The 21,471-nt window shown below is 72.7% G+C and carries 16 protein-coding genes; 9 read left to right on the forward strand and 7 right to left on the reverse strand.

Annotated elements, in window-relative coordinates:
• Positions 1–30 precede the first annotated feature (30 nt).
• Positions 31–1,497: an MFS transporter gene (locus Mam01_RS29220; protein WP_239101714.1), complete on the reverse strand. Its 1,467-nt coding sequence runs from the start codon at positions 1,495–1,497 to the stop codon at positions 31–33.
• Between the two features lie 164 nt (positions 1,498–1,661).
• Between Mam01_RS29220 and lon the strand changes: the two genes are divergently transcribed.
• The 4 genes from lon to Mam01_RS29240 all read left to right on the forward strand — a co-directional run bounded on the left by lon (position 1,662) and on the right by Mam01_RS29240 (position 8,288).
• A complete protein-coding gene (gene lon / locus Mam01_RS29225; RefSeq protein ID WP_204288424.1) occupies positions 1,662–4,022 on the forward strand; it encodes an endopeptidase La in 2,361 nt (786 codons plus the stop codon).
• A 65-nt stretch (positions 4,023–4,087) separates the two neighbouring features.
• Positions 4,088–5,227 carry a Fic family protein gene (locus Mam01_RS29230; protein ID WP_204288425.1) on the forward strand — a complete coding sequence of 380 codons (1,140 nt, stop codon included), beginning with the start codon at positions 4,088–4,090 and terminating at the stop codon, positions 5,225–5,227.
• 60 nt (positions 5,228–5,287) lie between these two features.
• The gene (locus tag Mam01_RS29235; RefSeq protein ID WP_204288426.1) at positions 5,288–6,823 is read left to right on the forward strand and encodes an acyl-CoA synthetase; all 1,536 of its coding nucleotides are present in this window, start codon (positions 5,288–5,290) and stop codon (positions 6,821–6,823) included.
• 157 nt (positions 6,824–6,980) lie between these two features.
• The gene (locus Mam01_RS29240) at positions 6,981–8,288 is read left to right on the forward strand and encodes a S1C family serine protease (RefSeq protein WP_204288427.1); all 1,308 of its coding nucleotides are present in this window, start codon (positions 6,981–6,983) and stop codon (positions 8,286–8,288) included.
• Between the two features lie 155 nt (positions 8,289–8,443).
• Here the strand turns inward: Mam01_RS29240 and cydC are convergent, their stop codons facing one another.
• From cydC to Mam01_RS29260, 4 genes are read right to left on the reverse strand one after another with little or no spacing between them, the layout of a single operon-like run.
• Positions 8,444–10,171 carry a thiol reductant ABC exporter subunit CydC gene (cydC, locus tag Mam01_RS29245; protein WP_204288428.1) on the reverse strand — a complete coding sequence of 576 codons (1,728 nt, stop codon included), beginning with the start codon at positions 10,169–10,171 and terminating at the stop codon, positions 8,444–8,446.
• On the reverse strand, positions 10,168–12,138 hold the full coding sequence (cydD, locus tag Mam01_RS29250) for a thiol reductant ABC exporter subunit CydD (RefSeq protein ID WP_204288429.1): 1,971 nt from the start codon (positions 12,136–12,138) through the stop codon (positions 10,168–10,170). Before cydD ends, cydC begins: the two co-directional genes overlap by 4 nt.
• Positions 12,139–12,182: 44 nt before the next feature.
• The gene (locus tag Mam01_RS29255) at positions 12,183–12,920 is read right to left on the reverse strand and encodes a cytochrome d ubiquinol oxidase subunit II (RefSeq protein ID WP_204288430.1); all 738 of its coding nucleotides are present in this window, start codon (positions 12,918–12,920) and stop codon (positions 12,183–12,185) included.
• A gap of 9 nt (positions 12,921–12,929) precedes the next feature.
• Complete coding sequence (locus tag Mam01_RS29260) at positions 12,930–14,114, reverse strand: cytochrome ubiquinol oxidase subunit I (protein WP_204288431.1); 1,185 nt, start codon at positions 14,112–14,114, stop codon at positions 12,930–12,932.
• 89 nt (positions 14,115–14,203) lie between these two features.
• Between Mam01_RS29260 and Mam01_RS29265 the strand changes: the two genes are divergently transcribed.
• Entirely contained in the window at positions 14,204–14,527 is a 324-nt protein-coding gene (locus Mam01_RS29265) for a PadR family transcriptional regulator (protein ID WP_150934878.1), read from the forward strand.
• Here Mam01_RS29265 and Mam01_RS29270 read toward each other — a convergent pair.
• Positions 14,487–15,230 (reverse strand): permease prefix domain 1-containing protein, encoded by a 744-nt coding sequence (locus Mam01_RS29270; RefSeq protein ID WP_204288432.1) that lies wholly within the window; start codon positions 15,228–15,230, stop codon positions 14,487–14,489. The two genes, Mam01_RS29265 and Mam01_RS29270, sit on opposite strands and share 41 nt — an antisense overlap.
• 435 nt (positions 15,231–15,665) lie before the next feature.
• On the opposite strand from Mam01_RS29270, the gene Mam01_RS29275 reads away from it, so the two are divergent.
• The 3 genes from Mam01_RS29275 (at position 15,666) to Mam01_RS29285 (ending at position 19,169) form a co-directional block, all read left to right on the forward strand.
• A complete protein-coding gene (locus Mam01_RS29275) occupies positions 15,666–16,136 on the forward strand; it encodes a universal stress protein (RefSeq protein WP_150934880.1) in 471 nt (156 codons plus the stop codon).
• Positions 16,137–16,228: 92 nt separating this feature from the next.
• Complete coding sequence (locus tag Mam01_RS29280) at positions 16,229–17,125, forward strand: universal stress protein (RefSeq protein ID WP_204288433.1); 897 nt, start codon at positions 16,229–16,231, stop codon at positions 17,123–17,125.
• A gap of 235 nt (positions 17,126–17,360) precedes the next feature.
• Positions 17,361–19,169, forward strand: coding sequence for an ExeM/NucH family extracellular endonuclease (locus tag Mam01_RS29285; RefSeq protein WP_204288434.1), 1,809 nt, complete (start codon positions 17,361–17,363; stop codon positions 19,167–19,169).
• Positions 19,170–19,172: 3 nt separating this feature from the next.
• Here the strand turns inward: Mam01_RS29285 and ctaD are convergent, their stop codons facing one another.
• Positions 19,173–20,858, reverse strand: coding sequence for an aa3-type cytochrome oxidase subunit I (ctaD, locus tag Mam01_RS29290; RefSeq protein ID WP_204288435.1), 1,686 nt, complete (start codon positions 20,856–20,858; stop codon positions 19,173–19,175).
• Positions 20,859–20,985: 127 nt separating this feature from the next.
• Here ctaD and trxA point away from each other — a divergent pair, with 127 nt between their 5' ends.
• Positions 20,986–21,351: a thioredoxin gene (gene trxA / locus Mam01_RS29295; RefSeq protein ID WP_111701033.1), complete on the forward strand. Its 366-nt coding sequence runs from the start codon at positions 20,986–20,988 to the stop codon at positions 21,349–21,351.
• The last annotated feature ends 120 nt before the right edge of the window (positions 21,352–21,471 follow it).

Below are 21,471 nucleotides of genomic sequence, written 5' to 3' on the forward strand. Positions count from 1 at the left end.
CGGGGCGCGGGGGGCGCGTGAACCCCCGCGTCAGGTGCCCGAACTCGCCGGAGGGCGGGTGCCGAGTGGCGACGCCTCATCCGGGCGTTCGGAGGAGGGCGGCCCGGCCTCCTGCGCGGCGAGGACGTTCGTCCTGATCGTGACGAAGGCGATGACCGCCGCGACGGCCATCATGACCGCGCAGACCAGCATCGAGGTGTGGTACCCCCGGGTGAACGCGGCGGGCGACTCGTAGGCGTCGCCCGTCAGCCCCACGAGCGGCGGCACGGCGGCGACGGCCAGCAGGCCGCCCGTCCTGGCCAGGGCGTTGTTGACCCCGCTCGCGACACCCGCGTACCGCTCCTCCGCCGTGGCGAGCACGGTCGCGGTGAGCGGGGCGACGGCGGCGGACAGCCCGAGCCCGAACACGCACGCCGCGGGCAGCACGTCGGCCAGGTAGGACGTGCCCGGGCCGATGCGGCTCATGAGCAGCAGCCCGGCCGCGCACAGAAGGATGCCTCCCGTCATGGGGAGGCGCGGGCCGATCTTCCTCGCCAGCTCGCCGGCCCGGGACGACAGCAGCAGCATGAGGATCGTGACCGGGAGCATCGCCGACCCGGCGGCGATGGGAGACAGCCCGGCCGACACCTGGAGCTGGACGACCAGCAGGAAGAACACCAGCCCCATCGCCGCGTACATGACCAGCGTGACGACGTTGACTGCGGTGAACTCCCGCGAGGCGAACACCCCCACGGGGACGAGCGACCGGGGGGAGCGCCGGATCTCCACCACCACGAAGCAGACGGACAGGATGATTCCGGCGGCCAGCGGCACCAGCCCGTCACCCGCCAGGATCAGGCCGTACGTCAGCCCGGCCAGCGCGGGAGCGGCGAGGACGGTCCCGAGCACGTCGAAGCGGCCGTGCGGCCCGGTGTCCCTGGTCTCGGGCACGTGCCGGGCGGCGACGCCGACCACGACGGCGGCGAGCGGCAGGTTGAGCAGGAACACCCATCGCCAGCCGGCCGCCTCGACCAGCCACCCGCCGAGCAGCGGGCCGACGGCGGCGGCCACGCCGCCCAGCCCCGACCAGGCGCCGACGGCCCGGGGCCGGTCGTCCGGCACGTAGCTCGCCTGGATGATCGCGAGGCTGCCGGGGATCAGCAGCGCCGCCCCGATGCCCTGGAGGGCGCGGGCGAGGACGAGCACGGGGGCGTTCGGTGCGATGCCGCAGAGGGCGGAGGCCAGGGCGAACCACACCACCCCGACGACGAAGATCTTGCGGCGGCCGAGCCGGTCGCCCAGCGACCCGCCGAGCAGGATCAGCGCGGCCATCGTGAGCGTGTAGCCGTTCACCGTCCACTGGAGGCCGGACATTCCGGCGTCGAGGTCGCGGCCGAGGGCGGGGAGGGCCACGTTGACCACGGTGCCGTCGAGGGTCGCGAGGGACGACCCGAGGACCGTGGTGAGCAGCACCCAGCGGCCCGTCGCCGAGCGGAGTCGGATATGCCCGGATGTCATGGAGGCCATCATGCGCCATCCGGAGGCGTGGGCACGCCCCGGCATCGGGGGAGTCGAACAGCGATTACACGATTACGATCGCTCACAGCGAACTGACGCAGAACTGGGAACAGGGGCGGGCTCCTGTTAGTTGAGTCGGCATAACTCAACCCATTGGAGTGCTGATGTCCCAGGTCCTTCCCGTCCTCCCGCTCGACGACGAGGTAGTCCTGCCCGGCATGGTCGTTCCCTTCGACCTGTCGGACTCGGAGGTCCGCGCGGCCATCGACGCCGCCCGGGCCGGTGGAGAGAGCACGGTCCTGCTGGTGCCCCGCGTGGACGGCCGCTACGGCCCGGTGGGGGTGAGCGCCGTCGTGGAACAGGTCGGGCGGCTGCCGGGCGGCGAGCCCGCGGCCGTCGTGCGCGGCGTGCACCGCATGCGCGTCGGCACCGGCACCACCGGCCCCGGCGCCGCGCTGTGGGTCGAGGCGACAGTGCTGGAGCCGGTCGCCGCGGGGCCGAGAGCCGGAGAGCTGGCCAAGGAGTACAAGGCCCTGACCACCACGATCCTGCAGAAGCGGGGCGCGTGGCAGGTCGTCGACGCCGTCAACCAGATCACCGACCCCGCCGTCCTCGCCGACAGCTCGGGGTACGCCCCCTGGCTGACCATCCAGCAGAAGCTGCTGCTGCTGGAGATCGCCGACCCCGCGGAACGTCTCGACAAGCTCGTCGGCTGGGCCCGCGACCACCTCGCCGAGATGGACGTCGCGGAGACCATCCGCAAGGACGTCCAGGAGGGCATGGAGAAGCAGCAGCGCGAGTTCCTGCTGCGCCAGCAGCTCGCCGCCGTACGAAAGGAGCTGGGCGAGCTGAGCGGCGACCCCTCCGACGAGGAGGAGGACTACCGGGCCCGCATCGAGGCCGCCGGCCTGCCCGAGAAGGTCAGGGAGGCGGCGCTCAAGGAGGTCGCCAAGCTGGAGCGGACCTCCGACCAGTCGCCCGAGACCGGCTGGATCCGCACCTGGCTCGACACGGTGCTGGACGTCCCGTGGAACGTCCACACGACCGACTCCTACGACATCGCGGGCGCCCGCGCGGTGCTCGACGCCGACCACACCGGCCTCGACGACGTGAAGGACCGCATCGTGGAGTACCTCGCGGTCCGCAAGCGCCGGGCCGACCAGGGGCTCGGCGTGGTCGGCGGGCGCCGCAGCGGCGCCGTGCTCGCGCTGGCCGGCCCTCCCGGAGTCGGCAAGACCTCGCTCGGCGAGTCGGTCGCCCGCGCCATGGGGCGGAAGTTCGTCCGGGTCGCGCTGGGCGGCGTCCGCGACGAGGCGGAGATCCGCGGCCACCGGCGCACGTACGTCGGGGCGCTGCCGGGCCGCATCGTCCGGGCGATCCGCGAGGCGGGCTCGATGAACCCCGTCGTGCTGCTCGACGAGATCGACAAGGTCGGCGCGGACTACCGGGGCGATCCCACGGCGGCGCTGCTGGAGGTGCTCGACCCGGCGCAGAACCACACCTTCCGCGACCACTACCTGGAGGTCGAGCTCGACCTCAGCGACGTGCTGTTCCTCGCGACGGCCAATGTCCTGGAGCAGGTGCCCGGGCCGCTGCTCGACCGGATGGAGCTCGTCACGCTGGACGGCTACACCGAGGACGAGAAGGTCGCCATCGCCCGCGACCACCTGCTGCCGCGTCAGCTGGAGAAGGCGGGCCTCACCTCCGCCGACGTGACGGTCGAGGAGGCGGCGCTGCGCCGCCTGGCGGGCGAGTACACCCGCGAGGCCGGCGTCCGCTCGCTGGAGCGGTCGATCGCCCGCGTCCTGCGCCGGGTGACGGCGAAGGTCGCCCTCGGCGAGACGGAGCTGCCGGTGACGGTCGCCCCCGGCGACCTGGTCGCCTACCTGGGCCGGCCGCGGCACGTGCCCGAGTCGTCCCTGCCGGAGGCCCGCCAGCGTACGGCGGTGCCGGGCGTGGCCACGGGCCTCGCGGTGACCGGCGCGGGCGGCGACGTCCTCTACGTCGAGGCGTCGCTGGCCGACCCGGAGACCGGGGCGACCGGCGTCACGCTCACCGGGCAGCTCGGCGACGTGATGAAGGAGTCGGCGCAGATCGCGCTGTCCTTCCTGCGGTCGCGCGGCGCGGAGCTGGAGCTGCCGGTCGGGTCGCTCCGGGACCGGTCGGTGCACATCCACGTGCCCGCGGGCGCGGTCCCGAAGGACGGCCCGTCGGCGGGCGTCACGATGACCACGGCCCTGGCCTCCCTGCTGTCGGGCCGTCCGGTCCGCGGCGACGTGGCGATGACCGGTGAGGTGTCCCTGACCGGCCGGGTGCTGCCGATCGGCGGGGTCAAGCAGAAGCTGCTGGCCGCCCACCGGGCCGGGGTCACCACCGTGCTCATCCCCGCGCGCAACGAGCCCGACCTGGACGATGTGCCGGCCGAGGTGCTGGCCGACCTCACCGTCCACGCGGTGAGCGACGTCCGTGAGGTCCTCGACCTGGCGCTGACCCCCGCGACGGTCACGCGGCAGGCCGTCGCCTAACCGACATAAATGGACGAATCATCCGGTCGCTTGACCGGATGATTCGTTCGTGCTCTCATGGCCCCATGTTGTACGGCACACCGGCGCTGGAGGCCGAGGACGAGAAGGTGCTCGCCGAGATCGAGGAGATGCGGCGCGACCTGAAATACCGGCTGGCCGAGGCGCACCGCTGGGACGGCCTGCTGCGGCGGCAGCTGCAGGCGCGGGCGATCCAGGGGTCGAACTCCATCGAGGGCTACCACGCCAGCGTCGAGGACATCGAGTCGATCATGTCGGGGGAGGACCCCCTGGAGACCCCGGCGGCCGTCGCCCGTGAAATCTCCGGATACCAGCAGGCGCTCACCTACATCGGCACCCTCTCGCGGGCGTGGGCCTTCCGCTACGACGCCGGCCTGCTGCACGCGCTGAACTTCATGATGATCGGCCACCACATGAACAAGGCCCCGGGCACGGTCCGGCCCGGCGGCATCTACGTGCGGAACTCGGCCTCGGGCGAGGTGGTCTACGAGGGCCCGGACCACGAGCAGGTGCCCGGCCTGCTCGCGGAGCTGGTCGAGTGGCTCAACGAGGGCGATCCCGGCGCCGCCGGCTACGTGCGCGCCGCGATGGCCCACCTCAACCTCGTCAAGATCCACCCGTGGCGGGACGGCAACGGGCGCGGGTCGCGGGCGCTGCAGACGCTCGTGCTCGGCCGCGACCAGATCACCACGCCGGAGTTCGCCTCGATCGAGGAGTGGCTGGGCGAGGGCCGCACCACCTACGAGTACTACGACGTGCTCGGCCTGGTCGGGCGCAGCCGGTGGAGCCCGCACGGGGACACTCTTCCGTGGGTGCGGTTCGTCCTGCGCTGCCACCACATGCAGGCCCAGCGGGTGGGGCGTCGGCTCGCGGAGGCCGGCGAGGTGTGGATGCTGCTGGAGGAGCGGACCGGGGAGCAGGGCCTGAACCCGCGCACGGTCTCGGCGCTCTACCAGGTGTTCGTCTCCCGGCGGCTGCGCCGCGGCATGTACCAGGCCGACGAGGGGCTGAGCCAGGGCCAGGCCGCCCGCGACCTGCGCGAGCTGACGGCCACCGGATGGCTCCAGCCGTACGGCGAGACGAAGGGCCGCTTCTACGCCCCGGGGCCGAGGATGACGGAGATCAAGGCCGCGTTCGCCGAGCGGGTCACGCCGCTGCGCGACCCCTACCGCACACTGGAGGGCTGAGCGGACGCCATCGGGAACTCGCGCCTACCGCACCGGTGGCGGAGCGAGTAGCTTTCGGTCATGCACCCTGGGGCGATCGCGGCGGTGACGCCGGACAAGCCGGCGGTGATCATGGCTGGCTCCGGCCGTGTGATCACCTACCGGGAGCTCGACGAGGAGTCCAACCGTCTCGCGCACCTGCTGCGGGCCGCCGGCCTGCGTTCCGGCGACCACGTCGCCTTCATGCTGGAGAACCACCCGCTCTTCCTGGTGATCGCGTGGGCCGCGCACCGCTCCGGGCTGTACTACACGGCGATCAACTCCCACCTCCAGGCGGACGAACTGTCGTACATCGTCGACAACTGCGGGGCACGGGTCTTCATCTCCTCGGCGCGGCTCGCCGAGGTCGCGAGCGCCGTCACCGAGGCCACGCCCCGCGTCGAGATGCGGCTCATGCTCGACGGCGTCGCCCCGGGCTTCACGTCGTACGAGGAGGCCGTGGCCGGGCAGCCCACGACGCCGGTCGAGGACGAGTGCCAGGGCATCGACATGCTCTACTCCTCCGGCACCACCGGCCGGCCCAAGGGGGTGAAACCGCCGCTCAGCCTGGCGCCGCTGGACGCTCCCGGGGTCCTGTTCCGGCTGATCGGGCACATGTTCGCGCCGGCGGCGGACAGCGTGTACCTCTCGCCCGCGCCGCTCTACCACGCCGCCCCGCTGCGCTACTGCCTGACCTTCCTGCGCCTCGGCGCGACCGTCGTCGTGATGGAGCGGTTCGACCCGGAGGAGGCGCTGGCGCTCGTCGAGCGGCACCGGGTCACCCACGCCCAGTGGGTGCCCACCATGTTCGTCAAGATGCTCAAGCTGCCGCCGGAGGCGCGCGAGCGCCACGACCTGTCGTCGCTGCGCTGCGCCGTCCACTCCGCCGCGCCCTGCCCCGTCGAGGTCAAGGAACGGATGATGGAGTGGTGGGGCCCGATCATCCACGAGTACTACGCGGGCACGGAGGGCAACTGCTTCGTGTACGCCTCGCCGGAGGACTGGCTCGCCCACCGGGGCACGGTCGGCCGCCCGCTGCTCGGGGTCGTCCACGTCTGCGACGAGGACGGCGGCGAACTGCCGGTGGGTGAGCGCGGCATCGTCTACTTCTCCGAGGGGCCGCGGTTCGAGTACCACGGCGACCCGGAGAAGACCGCGTCGGCGCGGGACCCCCAAGGCCGCGGCTGGACCACGCTGGGAGACATCGGATACGTGGACGAGGACGGGTTCCTCTACCTCACCGACCGGCGCTCGTACATGATCATCTCTGGCGGTGTGAACATCTACCCGCAGGAGGCGGAGAACGTGCTGGCGGTGCACCCCAAGGTGGCCGACGTGGCCGTCTTCGGGGTGCCGGACCCGGAGATGGGCGAGCAGGTCAAGGCCGTCGTGCAGCCGCTCGACCCGGCGGAGGCCGGTCCCGCTCTGGAGGCGGAGCTCATCGCCTACTGCCGGGAGCGCCTGGCGCACTACAAGTGCCCGAAGTCGGTCGACTTCCGCGACGAACTCCCCCGCCACGCCAGCGGCAAGCTGTACAAGCGGCTGCTCAGGGACGAATACCGGCAGCGTACGGCCTGAGCCGTGAGCATCGGGCGGCCTCGCATAAAGTACGCGTAGGGCGCTTGGGGGAGCCTGCAGCTGATCGCTTAGCGTGACCTTATCGCCGATGCGCCATCGTATTACCTGTACCGGCGGAGAGCCGGGATAACCGGCGGATCCATTGAGGGGGATGGCGATGAGCTCACCTGAGCACGTTCCCGGCAACGAGAACACCGATGTGCTCCCCGGCCACGGCTGGAGCCAGTTCGGCAGCACTCCGCCGCAGCACGGGCAGTACACCGGGGCCTACCAGTCGTACGGCTCGTACGGCGGCGGTCCTTATGACACGGCGCAGTTCCCGGCGCCTCCGGTGCGGAAGGGCACGTTGACCGCTCGCCAGAAGGCGGGCGCGGGTCTCGCTCTCGTGGCCGTGGCGCTGGGCGGCGGGGTCACCGGGGCCCTCGTCGCCAACAGTGTGAACGGCGACCGGCCGGTGATCGCGAGCCCGGTGGTCAGGGGGGTCTCCAACCCCTCCGGCAACACCATCGCGGCGGTGGCCAAGGCGATCATGCCCTCGGTCGTGTCGATCGAGGTGAAGACCAACGCGGGCGGGGGCGAGGGTTCCGGCGTCATCCTGTCCGCCGACGGCCTGATCCTGACCAACAACCACGTGGTGACGGCCGGCGGCGCGGGCGGCGGCACGGTGCGGGTCAAGTTCAGCGACGGCAAGACGGCGGACGCCGTCGTCAAGGGCACCGACCCCACCACCGACCTCGCGGTCATCCAGGCGCAGGGCGTCTCCGGGCTCACCCCCGCCTCGCTCGGCGACAGCGACAAGCTCCAGGTCGGCGACGCGGTGCTCGCGATCGGCAGCCCCCTCGGTCTGGAGGGTTCGGTCACCTCCGGCATCGTGAGCGCGCTCGACCGCACCCTGACCGAGAGCCCGGAGGAGCAGCAGCAGCCGCAGCTCCCCTGGGGAATGGGACAGCAGGAACCGCAGCAGCAGAGCCAGGGCACCACGATCGGCGGCATGATCCAGACGGACGCCGCCATCAACCCCGGCAACTCGGGCGGCGCGCTGGTCAACGCGGCCGGCGAGGTCGTCGGCGTCAACACCGCGATCGCCACCTCGGGCTCCAGTTCCGGCAACATCGGCGTCGGCTTCGCGATCCCCATCAACACCGCGAAGCTGGTCTCCGAGCAGCTGATCAAGACGGGCAAGGCGACCCACGCGTTCTTCGGCGTGAGCGTGGCCGACTCGGTCGGCGGCGCGCCCGGCGCGGTGGTCAGCTCGATCACGGCGGGCAGCCCCGCGGAGAAGGCCGGCCTCAAGGAGGGCGACCTGATCACCAAGATCAACGACAAGATGGTGGACAGCGCGGAGGCGCTCGTCGGCGTCATCCGCAGCTCCCGCCCCGGCGACAAGGTGACCGTCACCTTCACCCGCGACGGCAAGGAGAGCACCATCACCACCGCGCTCGCCGAGCAGGCGCCGACGAACTGACGGCGTGCACGATCGTCGCCGGCGGGCCTCCGGGGGGATGGCCCGCCGGCGATCGGCGTTCCGGCGTGGCGCCAGGCCGGTGTCCTCGGCGGTCCCCACGGCGTCCCGGTGGTGGGGTGGCGTTCGGTCCTGGTGCCGCGCGCCTGTGACGGCGTTCAGGCGTGGCGCCGGGTCAGCGCCTCCGACTCCCACAGGTCGCGGTAGTAGCCGGGCACGCCGACGAGGTCGGCGTGGGAGCCGCGCTGGGTGACCCGGCCGCCCTCCAGCACCACGATCTCGTCGACCTGCTCCAGGCCGCGCAGCCGGTGGGTGACCAGCAGCGTGGTGCGGCCCCGGGTGGCGTCCAGCAGGTCGGCCGTCAGCAGGTCGGCCGTCTCCTCGTCCAGCGCCTCGGCCGGTTCGTCCAGCAGGAGCACGGGCGGGTCGTACAGCAGGGCCCGGGCCAGCGCGAGCCGCTGCAACTGGCCGCCGGAGACCGTGCGGCCGTCTTCGCCGAGCACCGTATCCCACCCGGTGCGTCCCGCCCACGCGTCCAGGCGGGCCCGCCGTACGGCCGCCTCGATCTCGCCGGTCGAGGCGCGCGGCCCGGCGAGGCGCAGGTTGTCCAGGAACGAGGCCTGGAACACGTACGGGTCCTGGGTGAGGCCGGTGACGCGGGCCCGCACGTCGTCGGACGACAGGCGGCGCACGTCCGTCCCGTTGAGGCGGATCGTCCCCGACTGGATCTCCACCGTGCGCATCAGCGCGGACAGCAGCGTGCTCTTCCCGGCGCCGCTCGGCCCGACCACCGCGACCCGGCGGCCCGGCGTCAACGTCAGGCTCACGCCGTTCAGCGCGGGCTCGCGCCCGCCGTGCCGCACCACCAGGTCCTCCACCTCGACCGTCAGCGGCGGCTCCGGGGGCGGCGCCGGCTCGTCCGGCTCGCGGACCGCCGGGGGCGTGGCGGCCGTCTCCCGCAGCCGGCGCAGCGCCGCGAGCACCGCCGCGAACCGCTCACCCGCCGCGCCCAGCGCGAGCGCGGGCTCGAAGGCCACCAGCGAGGTCAGGGCGAGCACGGCCGTCGCGACCCGGTCCAGCCCGGCGCCCTGGGCCACCCAGACCACCGCCGCGACCGTCAGCCCCTGGGCCAGCACGCCGATGCCGAGCGCCGCGGCGTTGATCCGGGCCTGGCCCCGCTCCAGGCGGGCGAGCCGGCTGTCGGCGTCCATCGCGGCCGACAGGGCCTCGTCCCGCGCGCCGTACGCCGCGAGGTCGGCCGCGCCGTGAACCAGGTCGGCCACCCGGGCGGCGAGGTCGGCGCGGGCCGGGGCGATCCGCGCCGACCAGCGCCGGGCGGCGGCGGCCGTGCCGGCCGGCAGGGCCAATCCGGCGGCGAGCAGGCCGGCGGCGAGCACCGGCACGGCGACCGGCAGCAGGAAGCCCGCGATCACGACGGCGGTGAGCCCGGTGACCAGGGCCGCGACGGCCGGGAGCAGGCACCGCACGAGCAGGTCCTGCACGGCGTCGGTGTCGTCCACCATGCGGCTGAGCAGGTCGGCGCCGCGCTGCGGCAGCGGCCCGGCGGGGATCAGCGCCCGGTAGAGACGTTCGCGGGTGCCCGCCTGGGCCCGCAGCGCGACGTCGTGCCCGGCCAGCCGCTCGCCGTAGCGGAAGATCCCCCGGGTGGTGGCGAACGCCCGCACCGCCACGATGGCGACCGACAGCGCCGCCAGCGGCGGCTGCTCGGCCGCCCTGGTGATCAGCCAGGCGGCCGACGCGATGAGCGCCACCCCCGCGAGGTCGGCGGCCGACCCGGCCAGCGCGGCGAGCACAAGCCGCCGCCGCGTCCCGGCGACTGCGACCACGGAGAGCGGTGAGGGGCCGGGTGTCTTCGTGCGGCTCATCCCGCCTCCTCGCCCTCGCCTCGATCCACCGGTCCCCGCACGTCCCCTGGGCCGCCGGTCCTGTGCCCGGCCCGGTCGCGTCCCGCACGCGGACGGGCGAGGGCGGCCTCGCCGCGCGGGCCGTCCTCCCGTGCCTCGCGCGGGCCGTTCTCCCGTCCGTCGTACGCGGGCTCGCCGGCGGGGGTGACGAGGGCGCCGCCGTCGAGGCGGACGACCCGGTCGGCAAGCTCGATCATCGCGGGGCGGTGCGCGACGATGATCGCCGTTCGGTCCCGCGCCAGCCCTCGCGTGGCCGCCACGACGGCCGCCTCGCTCCTGCCGTCGAGCCGGGCCGTGGGCTCGTCCAGCAGCAGCACCTCGGTCCCGGCGCGGCAGAAGGCCCGGGCCAGCGCGACCCGCTGGCGCTGGCCCGCCGACAGGTTCGCCCCCCGCTCGCCGAGCGGGGTGTCGTACCCCTGGGGCAGGGCCTCGGCGAACTCCGCCACCTGGGCCGCCTCGGCCGCGGCCCGGATCTCCCCGGCCGTGGCGGCCGAGCCGAGCGCGATGTTGCGGGCCACCGACGTCGCGAACAGGTGCGGGCGCTGCGGCACGAACGCGAGCCGCCGCCGCCACTCGCCGAGGTCGAGGCTCGCGAGGTCCTCCCCTCCGACGAGCACCCGACCCTCGTCGGGGGTCACGAAGCCGAGCAGCAGGTGCAGCAGGGTGCTCTTCCCCGCGCCGCTCGGGCCCGCGATCGCCACCCGCTCGCCCGGCTCGACCACCAGCGTGACCCGGTCGAGCGCCGCCTCGGCCCGCCCCGGATAGCGCACGGTGACGTTCTCCAGCCGGATCTCCGGGGGCTCGGGCCCGCCGGGCGGAGCGGCACCCCTCGCCCGCGTCGTCCCGGCGGACGCGGCGCGTTCCGCCCGGTTTCGCTGCGGCGCGGAGTGTTCCACCGGCGCCGGGGGTGTTCGGGCAGGCGCGTCCTCCCGTACGGCTTCGCGACCGGTTCCGGGGCTGGTGTCGCGGCTGGTTTCGCGGCCGGTTTCGTCGGTCTCGCCGGTCGTCGCGGGGGGCGTGATGACGGCGAACGCCTCGTCGGCGGCGGCGACGCCCTCCATCGCGGCGTGGAACCGGGTGCCCATCGCCCGCAGCGGCAGGTACGCCTCCGGCGCCAGCAGCAGCACGAGCAACGCCGTGTGCAGGTCGAGCGAGCCCGACAGCAGCCGCAGGCCAACGGGCACCGCCACCAGGGCGAGCGACAGCGAGGCCACGAGTTCGAGCACCAGCGACGACAGGAAGGCCACCCGCAGCGTGCGCATGGTCGCGGCGCGGTGCGCCTCGGCCACCTCGCGGATCACCGACGCCTGGTAGCGGGCCCGGCCGAAGGCCCGCAGCGTCGGCAGGCCGCGCACCACGTCGAGGAAGTGTCCGCCGAGGCGGGCCAGGGCACGCCACTGGCGTTCGGTCACCGCCCTGGTGGTCCAGCCGACGAGCGCCCCGAAGACCGGGATCAGCGGCAGCGTGAGCACCACGATCACCGCAGTGGCGAGATCGGCGGCGAACAGCCGCACCACGACCGCGAACGGCACGACCCCGGCCACGGCGGCCGACGGGAGATAGCCCGTCAGGTACGGATCGAGCGCGTCGAGCCCCCGCCCCGCGAGCGTCACCACCTCACCCGACCGGTACGACGGCCCGAGATCGTCGACGCGTCCCAGCAGCAGCCGCCGCAGGGCCGACTTCAGCGCGGTGGCCGCCCGGCCCGCGAGAACCCCCTGTGCCCAGCCGAACAGCCCGCGCGCCGCGACCACCAGCGCCAGGGGGAACAGCGCGGCGACGGCGAAGCGGCCCGACAGCACCCCGGCGAGCAGTTCCGCCTGCACGAGCACGAGCAGGCCGGCCGCCACCGCCGCCGCCAGGCAGCAGGCGAGGTGGCGGCGGACGCTCCGCTCGGCGCGGGCCAGTCGCAGGAGATCCTTGTGCAACGGTCACCCATCCAGAAGAACATCGGCCTAGAAGAACGTCGGCCCTAGAAGAACGTCGGCAGGGCGCCCTTCGAGAAGGTGCGCCACACCCATACTTGCGCGCCCACGAGGAACGGGACGAACGGCACCACCATGACACCCAGCACCGTCAGTGTCTGATCCGGGGCGGCGTCGCCGAGCATCCGCCCGGCCGCTCCCGCCACGACCAGTACGGCGGGGAGCGCGGCGGCGCAGGCCGACAGCAGCAGCGCGCCGCCCCGGGCGCCGTCGAGCCGCCAGGCCGCGAACGTCCGCCCGTGCCAGGCGAGCAGCGCCAGCAGTGCGACGCCTCCCGCCAGGCCGAGCGGGTCGAGGGGCGAGTCGGGCAGTCCGCGTGCGACGGCCGTCAGCGCCGCGCCCCAGCCGAGGGCCAGCCCGGCGGAGCCCGCGCACACCGCGCCGTCCCACACCAGCCGCCAGCGCGCGCCGCCGGCCCTGCGCCGGAACCACAGCCCGGCGTCGCGCACGATCCAGGCCAGCAGCACGACGACGACCAGGGGATAGAGGCCGCTCAGGACCGTGCCCTCCAGTGCCGGGAACGCACCGAACAGCACTCCGGCGAGCGCGAGCAGCCACACCTCGTTGGCGAGCACGAACGGGGCCATCGCGCCGACGAGACGGTCCCGCGCGGCGGGGGAGCGCCCGAGAACGGGCAGCAGCACCCCGAGGCCGATATCGAAGCCCTCCAGGGCGAAGTAACCGGCCAGCAGGACGGCGAACGTCGTGAACCAGACAATCTCCATGCGGGGTCCTCAGAACGAGTGGGCGGGGGTGGGAGCGGGGTCGGCGGACTGGTCGGGCGCGCCGAGGGCGACCTCCCCGGGACCCCGCCGTACGGCGCGGATGATCAGGGTCCAGTCCACGACGGCGAGCAGCCCGAGCACGCCGACGAAGGCGGCGAAGGAGGCCGTGATCGCCGCCGGGGTCAGCCCGGGGGTGAGAGCGTCGGCGACCGAGAGCTTGCCGTACACCAGCCAGGGCTGGCGGCCCACCTCGCGGGTGAGCCAGCCGGCGATCACCAGGCCGAACGGGGCCGGGGCGATGATCATCAGCACCGGGTGCGTCCAGCGCCAGCGGGCCAGCAGATCGCGGAACAGCAGCGGCGCCAGGCACCACACGACCAGCAGGACCAGCTGGCCGAGGCCCATCATCAGGGCGATTCCCAACGCCGGAACCACGCCCTTGAACTTGTCGGGCTGGATGGAGGCCACCTTGTCGAACTGGGTGTAGCCGAACCAGACCGTGACGAACGACCCGACGACCACGGCGAGCACGCCGATGCGCAGCGAGCGCGTGAAGAACTCCCGTTCGGCGGTGCGCCGGAACAGGTGGTAGGCGCTGGCGCCCATCACGACGGACCCGCCGGCCCACACTCCCGCGCCCAGCACGTGGGGGAGGGCGGCGACGAGGCTGGGATTGGTGAACAGCGCGCCGAAGTTGCGCAGCACCAGCCGCCCGCCCTCCTCCACCGCGGCCGCCGGGTGCTGCAGGAACGAGTTGGCGACCATGATGAACAGGGCGGAGGCGTACGCCGTCAGCGTCACCAGCCAGATGCAGGCCACGTGGAGCCGGCGCGGCAGGCGGTGCCACCCGAAGATCCACAACCCCAGGAACGTGGATTCCAGGAAGAACGCGAGCAGCGTCTCCAGGGCGAGCGGCGTGCCGAACACGTCACCCGCGTAGGACGTCAGCCCGCTCCAGTTCAGGCCGAACTGGAACTCCATCACCAGGCCCGTGAAGATGCCGAGCGCGTAGTTGATCACATAGATCTGTCCCCAGAAGCGGGTCATCCGCTCGTACAGGGGGTTTCCGGTGATGGCGAGGCGGGTGTGCATGATCGCCACCAGGGGGGCCAGCCCGAGTGTCAGCACGACGAACAGGAAATGGAGATTTCCCGTCACGGCGAACTGCAGCCGGGCGAGGTCGACGACATCCATGATTCTCCCAGGGGGGAAGCGTAGGCAGCCTACATATAGACAGCCTACATATAGACTGGGGGCGTGACGAACCTGGATAGGCTGCGATCGTGAACGCCGACGCGCTCCGGGGCCACATGGACGCCCTGCTGCTCTCCGTGCTGGAGCGCGAGCCGCTGCACGGCTACGCGATCATCGAGGCGCTGCGCGAGCGCAGCGGCGGCGCGCTCGACGTGCCCACCGGGACGGTCTATCCCGCGCTGCGGCGCCTGGAGCGGGCCGGGCTGCTCGCCGGGGAGTGGGCCGCCGACGGCGGGCGCAGGCGGCGGACCTACCGGCTCACCGACCTGGGGCGCCGAGCGCTCGCGGGGGAGCGGTCGGCCTGGCGGTCGTTCACCAGCGCGATAGGAAGCGTTCTCGATCCCCTCCGCTAGGCCTCGTCTCCCCGGGCGTCTCCCCGGGCGCGGCGACCGCCGTGGTGCAGCGCAGGCAGCGGGCCGCGCTGAACAGCGCGGATCCGGCGAGCAGATAACTGAGGGCGGACACGGCCACCCCCGGCGGGTAGGTCGTGAACCCCACCGGGCCCCGGGCGGCCGCCGCGAGCGTCAGGCCCATCGCCGCGACCAGCGGCGTCTGCACCCAGACGAACAGTCCCAGCCGCCGGGTGACCAGCGCGGGGCGGCGGATCCGCCGCAGGCCGCGGCCGAGCGCGAGCAGCGTGAGCCCGCCCACGACTCCCACGCCGAGCTGCAGCAGGTCGACCGCCTTGGCCAGGAACCCGAACCAGTCCGGCTTGACCTGCTCGATCCGCGCGGCCTCGGGGAAGACGCGCCAGATCACCGCCCACAGGAACGCGGTCAGCGGCACGCTCAGGAACAGCAGCGCCGCCGTGCGCCTGCCCTGGCTCACCGCGAGCTCCCGCTGGAAACCGGGCGCGATCTCGTCCACCGTGCCGAAGTCGGCGATCGCCCGCCGCTCGGCCTCGGCCCGGGGCAGGCCCCCGGCCTCGTACGCCTCGGCGGCGTCCAGCAGGCCGTCGCGCGCCTCGGCCAGCAGGTCGCGCCGCGCGCCGTACGGCCCGCGCAGCGCACACCGCAGCGCCGCGACGTACTCGTCGATCACACCCGCCCCCGCCATGGACTCCCTCCCCGGCCAGGGCCAGCGTACGGTCCGGGCGGCCGGGGCGCATCAGGGCGATCCCTGACCCCGTCGATCCGCCGGCTGCCCTGGGCGAAGGTCCCTGGGCGCGGGGACCTGCGCCACCCCCGCGCGAGCCGTACGGCACTGCCGCCGGCCCGCCGCGCCACGATCTTCTTGAGATGTGGCAACGACCGGGAAAGAAGCGCTCGCGATTGAGCAAAACGGCGGAACGGCACCACTCCGGTCCACCGATACCCTGTCCTCAGACCGGGCCGCGTTCCAAAACATGGCCTGTTCCCCGTGGGGCGCGAGGGGCAGAGGGGCTTTGTGGGTACGAGGATGCTCGTGGACCCCTGTCTTCTGACCGTTTCGCCGCGGCAACATGCCGTTAACCCCGGTGGGCGAGACTGAGAGCGGAGAGCGAGGCGGGACGTGAACCAGCCGAAGATCGTGGTGGGAATCAACGGGTCGATGGCGTCGCAGGCCGCACTTCGGTGGGCCGCCGCCGAGGGTTCGCTGCGCGGCGCGGTGGTGGAGGCGGTGTACGCCTGGGAGTGGACGGGCGGGTTGCACGCGCACTACGCGCCGATCGCGGGCCGCACCTCCCGGGAGGAGGAACGCCGGGCCGCCCTGGACATCGCCGGGCAGGCGGTCGCCGAGCTTGGGGAGCGGCACGTCGAGCCCGTCGTCGTGGAGGGCCCCCCGGCACAGGTCCTGCTCCGCGCGACGGACGGCGCCGACCTGCTGGTGCTGGGCGCCCACGAGGCCGAGTCCGAGCCCTACCCCGTGCTCAACCCCGTCGTCTCCGCCTGTCTGCTGCGGGCCAGGTGCCCGGTCGTCGTCGTGCTGCCCGGCATGGAGCACGACCGTCGTCCCGGGATGCTCGCCGGCAGCCGCTCCTGAGCTGCTCCTGATCCGGCCCGGGGCCGGACGTCCTCCCCCTTTCGGGACTTTCCGCCCTGCCCGGCCGTACGGCTCCGGGGCAGCCTGGGGACATGGATGCTGACAGGCAGCAGGGGACCAGCCAGGAGACCGGCGAGGAGATCGGCCGGGGGATCGTCGTCGGCTACGACGGCTCCGACTACGCCATGCAGGCGCTCGACTGGGCGATGGACGAGGCCGAGTTCCGCCGGGCTCCCATCACCGTGTGCCACGCCTGGCAGTCGCCGTACGCCCAGGGCGACGAGGAGGCGCGCAAGTCGCTGCACCACGCGGCCGAGCACGTTCTGTGGCACGGCGCCGAGTGCGCGCGCCAGTGCACGAGCGGCGTCCGCGTGCGGGAGGACCTGTTCGAGGGCCCGGCCACCGAGCGGCTCGTGGAGCTGTCGGATGCGGCCGGTCTCGTCGTGGTGGGGTCCCGGGGCCTGAGCGGACCGGCCCGCCGTGTGATGGGCTCGGTCGCCGGGCACGTCGCGACGCACGCGCGCTGTCCCGTGATCGTGGTGCGCGGCGTGGGATCGCTGCCGCATCCGCGCCATCCCGGCCCGATCGTCGCGGGCGTCGGGGGCGGCGACGACCACGTCCTCGCCTTCGCCTACCGTGAGGCCGCCCTGCGCGGACTGTCGGTGATCGCGGTGCATGCCATGCGTCACCCGGCCGCCGCCTGGAGCGCGGGCATGGCGCCCATGGTGATGGCCGACGTCCCCGGGCGGGAGGCGGTCGAGCTGCTGGAAGCCGCCGTACGGCCCTGGCGGGAGCGGTACCCGCACGTGGAGACGGCGCTCCAGCCCGTCGGAGGCCCGGTGCTCGACGTGCTGGCCGACACCTCTTCCGGCGCGACGATGCTGGTCGTCGGCGCGACCCGGCAGAAGAGCGTGCTCGCGAGGCTCGGGTCGGTCACCCGGCCGCTGATCGACGCCGTCACCTGTCCGGTGGCGGTCGTCCATCCCTGACCCGCCCGCCACCACGCGCACCTCGACCCGCCCGAACCGGTGCGGCCGGGCCTGTCCGGTGGGCCGATCCGGCGCCGGCCGCACCGCGCGACTACAGCACCGTGCGACTACAGCACCGCGCGGCGGCGGCACGCGCACTGCCGTGCCGTACACAGCTCGTCAAATAAGGCCAACGTTTTCCCAAAGCCACCGCTTGGTCCTGGTGTTGCGGAGGCGTGCCCCTAAGGTCCGGGGCATGCGTGCTCTCCGCCGAGTCAGCCCCGCTGACCACCCCGGTGGTCGCGGCCTCCGCCGCCGTATCGGCGGCCGGGCCGCCGCCGTGCTCGTCGCGGCCGGCCTGCTGCCCGCCGTCGCCACGGCCGTCTCGACGCTGCCAGGCTCGGCCGAGACGGGCACCGTCGTGACGGCCGGGGACTCCTGCACGGTGCCGCCGGACCGGCGGATCGCCGAGGTGCAGGGCAGCGGGACCGCCTCCCCGCTCGTCGGGCAGACGGTCCGGGTCGAAGGCGTGGTGACCGGAGACTTCCAGCGCCCCGACCAGCTCGGCGGGTTCTACTTCCAGGACCCGGCGCCGGACGCCGACCCCGCCACCTCCGACGGCCTGTTCGCGCTCGCCCGGGAATCCGCCACGGACGTCAGGGCCGGTGACCGGGTGCTCGTCACCGGCCGGGTGGCCGAGTTCGACGGGCTGACCGAGCTCTCCCCGGTCACCGCCGTCGAGGTCTGCGGCACCGGGACCGTCAGGCCCGCCCGCGTCGTCCTGCCGAGGGCCGCGGGCACGACCTTCGAGCCGCTGGAGAACATGCTCGTGACGTTCCCCGGCCCGCTGACCCTCACCGACCACTACGACCTCGGCCGGTACGGCGAGGTGACCATCGCGGCCGGAGGCCGGCTCTTCCAGCCGACCGACCGCGAGGGCGTCGACCCGGCGCTCGACGCGCGCCGATCCCTGCTCGTCGACGACGGCTCCACCGTGCGGAACCCCGCCACCATCCCGTACGCCGGCTCCCCAGCAGTTCCCCGCCTGGGCGACACCGCCCCCGGGATCACCGGAGTCCTCAGCTACGGCTTCGACGCGTACCGCCTGGAGCCCACCCAGGAGATCCGCTTCGCCCGCACCAACCCCCGGCTGAGCGCCCCCCTGCCGGTCGGCGGCACCGTGCGGGTGGCGAGCCTGAACACGCTCAACTGGTTCACCACGCTCGGCTCCCGGGGCGCCGCCACGGCCCTCGAACAGCGGCGCCAGCTCGCCAAGATCGTCGCCACGCTGCAGGGCCTCGACGCCGACGTCGTGGGCCTGATGGAGGTCGAGAACAACGGCCTGACCGCGCTCCAGGCCCTCGTGGACGCGCTCAACGCCAAGGCCGGCGCGGGAACCTACGAGGCGCTGGTCCACCCTCATCCGGGCGGCGACGCCATCCATGTGGCGGCGATCTACAAGCCGGCCAGGGTCACCCCGGTCGGCGCCGCCCGGTCGTCCACCGACCCCGTCTTCCGCCGTCCGCCGCTCATCCAGGAGTTCCGCCGGGCCGGTGGCGGTCCGCCGTTCACTCTGGTCGTGAACCACTTCAAGTCGAAGGGCTGCGACGCGGACGCGCCCGCTCCAGACCAGGAGCACGGCCAGGGCTGCTACAACGACGAGAGAGTCCGGCAGGCAAGAGCGGTGCTCGGGCTGATCGAGAGCATGGACCTGCCCGACCCGCTGGTGATCGGCGACCTCAACGCGTACGGCGAGGAGGACCCGATCCACACGCTGGAGCAAAGCGGGCTGGTCAGCCTCACCAAGCGGTTCGTCCCGGAACCTTCGCGCTACAGCTTCCTGTTCGGCGGGCGGTCGGGCGAGCTCGACCACGCCCTCGCCGGCGGTGAACTGGCGAGCCGGGTAACCGGGGCGACGATCTGGCACGTCAACTCCGACGAGTCCCGCATCCTCGACTACACCACCGAGTTCAACCCGCCGGGGCTGTACCGGCCCGACGCGTTCCGGTCCTCCGACCACGACCCGCTGCTCGTCGGGCTGAACCTGCCCGGCGGCGGGGGCTGAGGCTCACGCGTTGGGATCGACCAGGTCCCGCTTGGTCTCCGGCGGCTCGCCCGGCTTACCGCCGACCCTGGGGTAGCGCAGGTCGAAGGCGGGCCGCTCGGAGCGGATCGGCGGGATCGACACGAAGTTGTGCCGCGGGGGCGGGCAGGAGGTGGCCCACTCCAGCGAGTTGGCGTGCCCCCACGGGTCGTTCACCGTCACCCTCTCCCCGTGCCGCCAGGTCCACCAGAGGTTGTAGATGAACGGCAGGGTGGACAGCCCGAGCAGGAACGATCCCACGCTCGACAACTGGTGCATCCAGGTGAAGCCGTCGTTGGGCGAGTAGTCGCCGTACCGTCGCGGCATGCCCTGCGCGCCCAGCAGGTGCTGGATGAGGAACGTCATGTGGAACCCGACGAACAGCATCCAGAAGTGGATCTTCCCGAGGCGTTCGTTCAGCATCCGCCCGGTGAACTTGGGCCACCAGAAGTAGAAGCCCGCGAACATCGCGAACACCACGGTGCCGAAGACCACGTAGTGGAAGTGGGCGACCACGAAGTAGGTGTCGGTCACGTGGAAGTCCAGCGGCGGCGACGCGAGGATCACCCCGGTCAGCCCGCCGAGCAGGAACGTGACGAGGAAGCCCACCGCCCACAGCATGGGTGTCTCGAACGTGATGTGGCCCCGCCACATCGTGCCCGTCCAGTTGAAGAACTTCACCCCGGTCGGCACCGCGATGAGGAATGACATCAGCGAGAAGAACGGCAGCAGCACGCGCCCGGTGGCGAACATGTGGTGGGCCCAGACGGTCACCGACAGCGCGGTGATCGCGATCGTCGCGCCGACCAGGCCGATGTACCCGAAGATCGGCTTGCGGCTGAAGACGGGGATGACCTCGGTGATGATGCCGAAGAACGGGATCGCGATGATGTAGACCTCGGGGTGGCCGAAGAACCAGAACAGGTGCTGCCAGAGCAGCGGGCCCCCCGTCTGCGGGTCGTAGATGTGCGCCCCGAGCTTGCGCTCGATCTCCAGCGCCAGCAGCGCGGCGGCGAGCACCGGGAAGGCGATCAGCACGAGGATCGAGGTGAAGAACACGTTCCAGGTGAAGATCGGCATCCGGAACATGGTCATGCCCGGTGCGCGCATGCACATGATCGTGGTGATGAAGTTGACCGAGCCGAGGATCGTCCCGAGGCCGGAGAGCGCCAGCCCCATGATCCACAGGTCTCCGCCGAGCTGCGGGGTGAAGGGCGCGGTCGACAGCGGCGTGTAGGCCGTCCACCCGAAGGTCGGCGCCCCGCCCGCCAGCGACGACCCCACCACCATCAGCCCGCCGAACAGGAACAGCCAGTAGCTCGCCATGTTCAGCCGGGGGAACGCCACGTCCGGAGCGCCGATCTGCAGCGGCATGACCGCGTTGGCGAAGCCCGCGAACAACGGGGTCGCGAACAGCAGCAGCATGACGCTGCCGTGCAGCGTGAACATCATGTTGTACTGCTGCAGGGTGACGAACTGCATTCCCGGCTCGAAGAGCTCCGCGCGGATGATCATCGCTTCCAGGCCGCCGACAAGGAAGAAGCAGAACGCGGTGACCATGTACAGGTTGCCGATGACCTTGTGGTCCGTGGTCGACAGCCACGAGGTGATGCGGGCGCCGGGGCCCCGCTGGGGCACCAGATCACTCGGCCGTACGGCGTGAGTCGTCATCCGCCTGCTCCTTCTAGAGTCAGCTCAAGGGGGTCTCCTGCCCGGTGACATGAGGCTCATCGCGAATGGAATGCTGGGATCGTCCGGCTGGTTATGCCCGCTGAAGACCGACTGAAAGGAGTCGCCCATGGCAACCGTCGAGGTGACCGAGAAGAACTTCAACGACATCGCCGACAACGGCATCGTACTGCTCGATTTCTGGGCGTCCTGGTGTGGCCCCTGCCGATCGTTCGCACCGATCTTCGAAAAGGCGTCCGAAGAGCACGCGGACATCACGTTCGGCAAGATCGACACGGAGGCGCAGCCGGGCCTGTCGGAGGGGTTCGAGATCACGGCGATCCCCACGATCATGGCGATCCGGGACGGCATCGTGGTGTTCGCGCAGCCGGGCGCGCTGCCCAAGCCGGCGCTTGAGGACCTGATCAGTCAGCTCCGCGCGCTGGACATGGACTCCATCCGTGCCCAGATCGAGGCGGAGGCCAAGAACGGCTGAGGCGCCGGGCCGCGCCGGGCCGGATCGGCCCGGCCCCCGTCACCCCGGCCACCCTTCACCTCCGGCCCCTCACCCCGGGCCGGGAGTCACGCGGGCCGGGGGAGACGGCGTCGGGGGCGA

It is taken from the genome of Microbispora amethystogenes (genome assembly GCF_016863015.1).
Classification (GTDB): Bacteria; Actinomycetota; Actinomycetes; order Streptosporangiales; family Streptosporangiaceae; genus Microbispora; species Microbispora amethystogenes.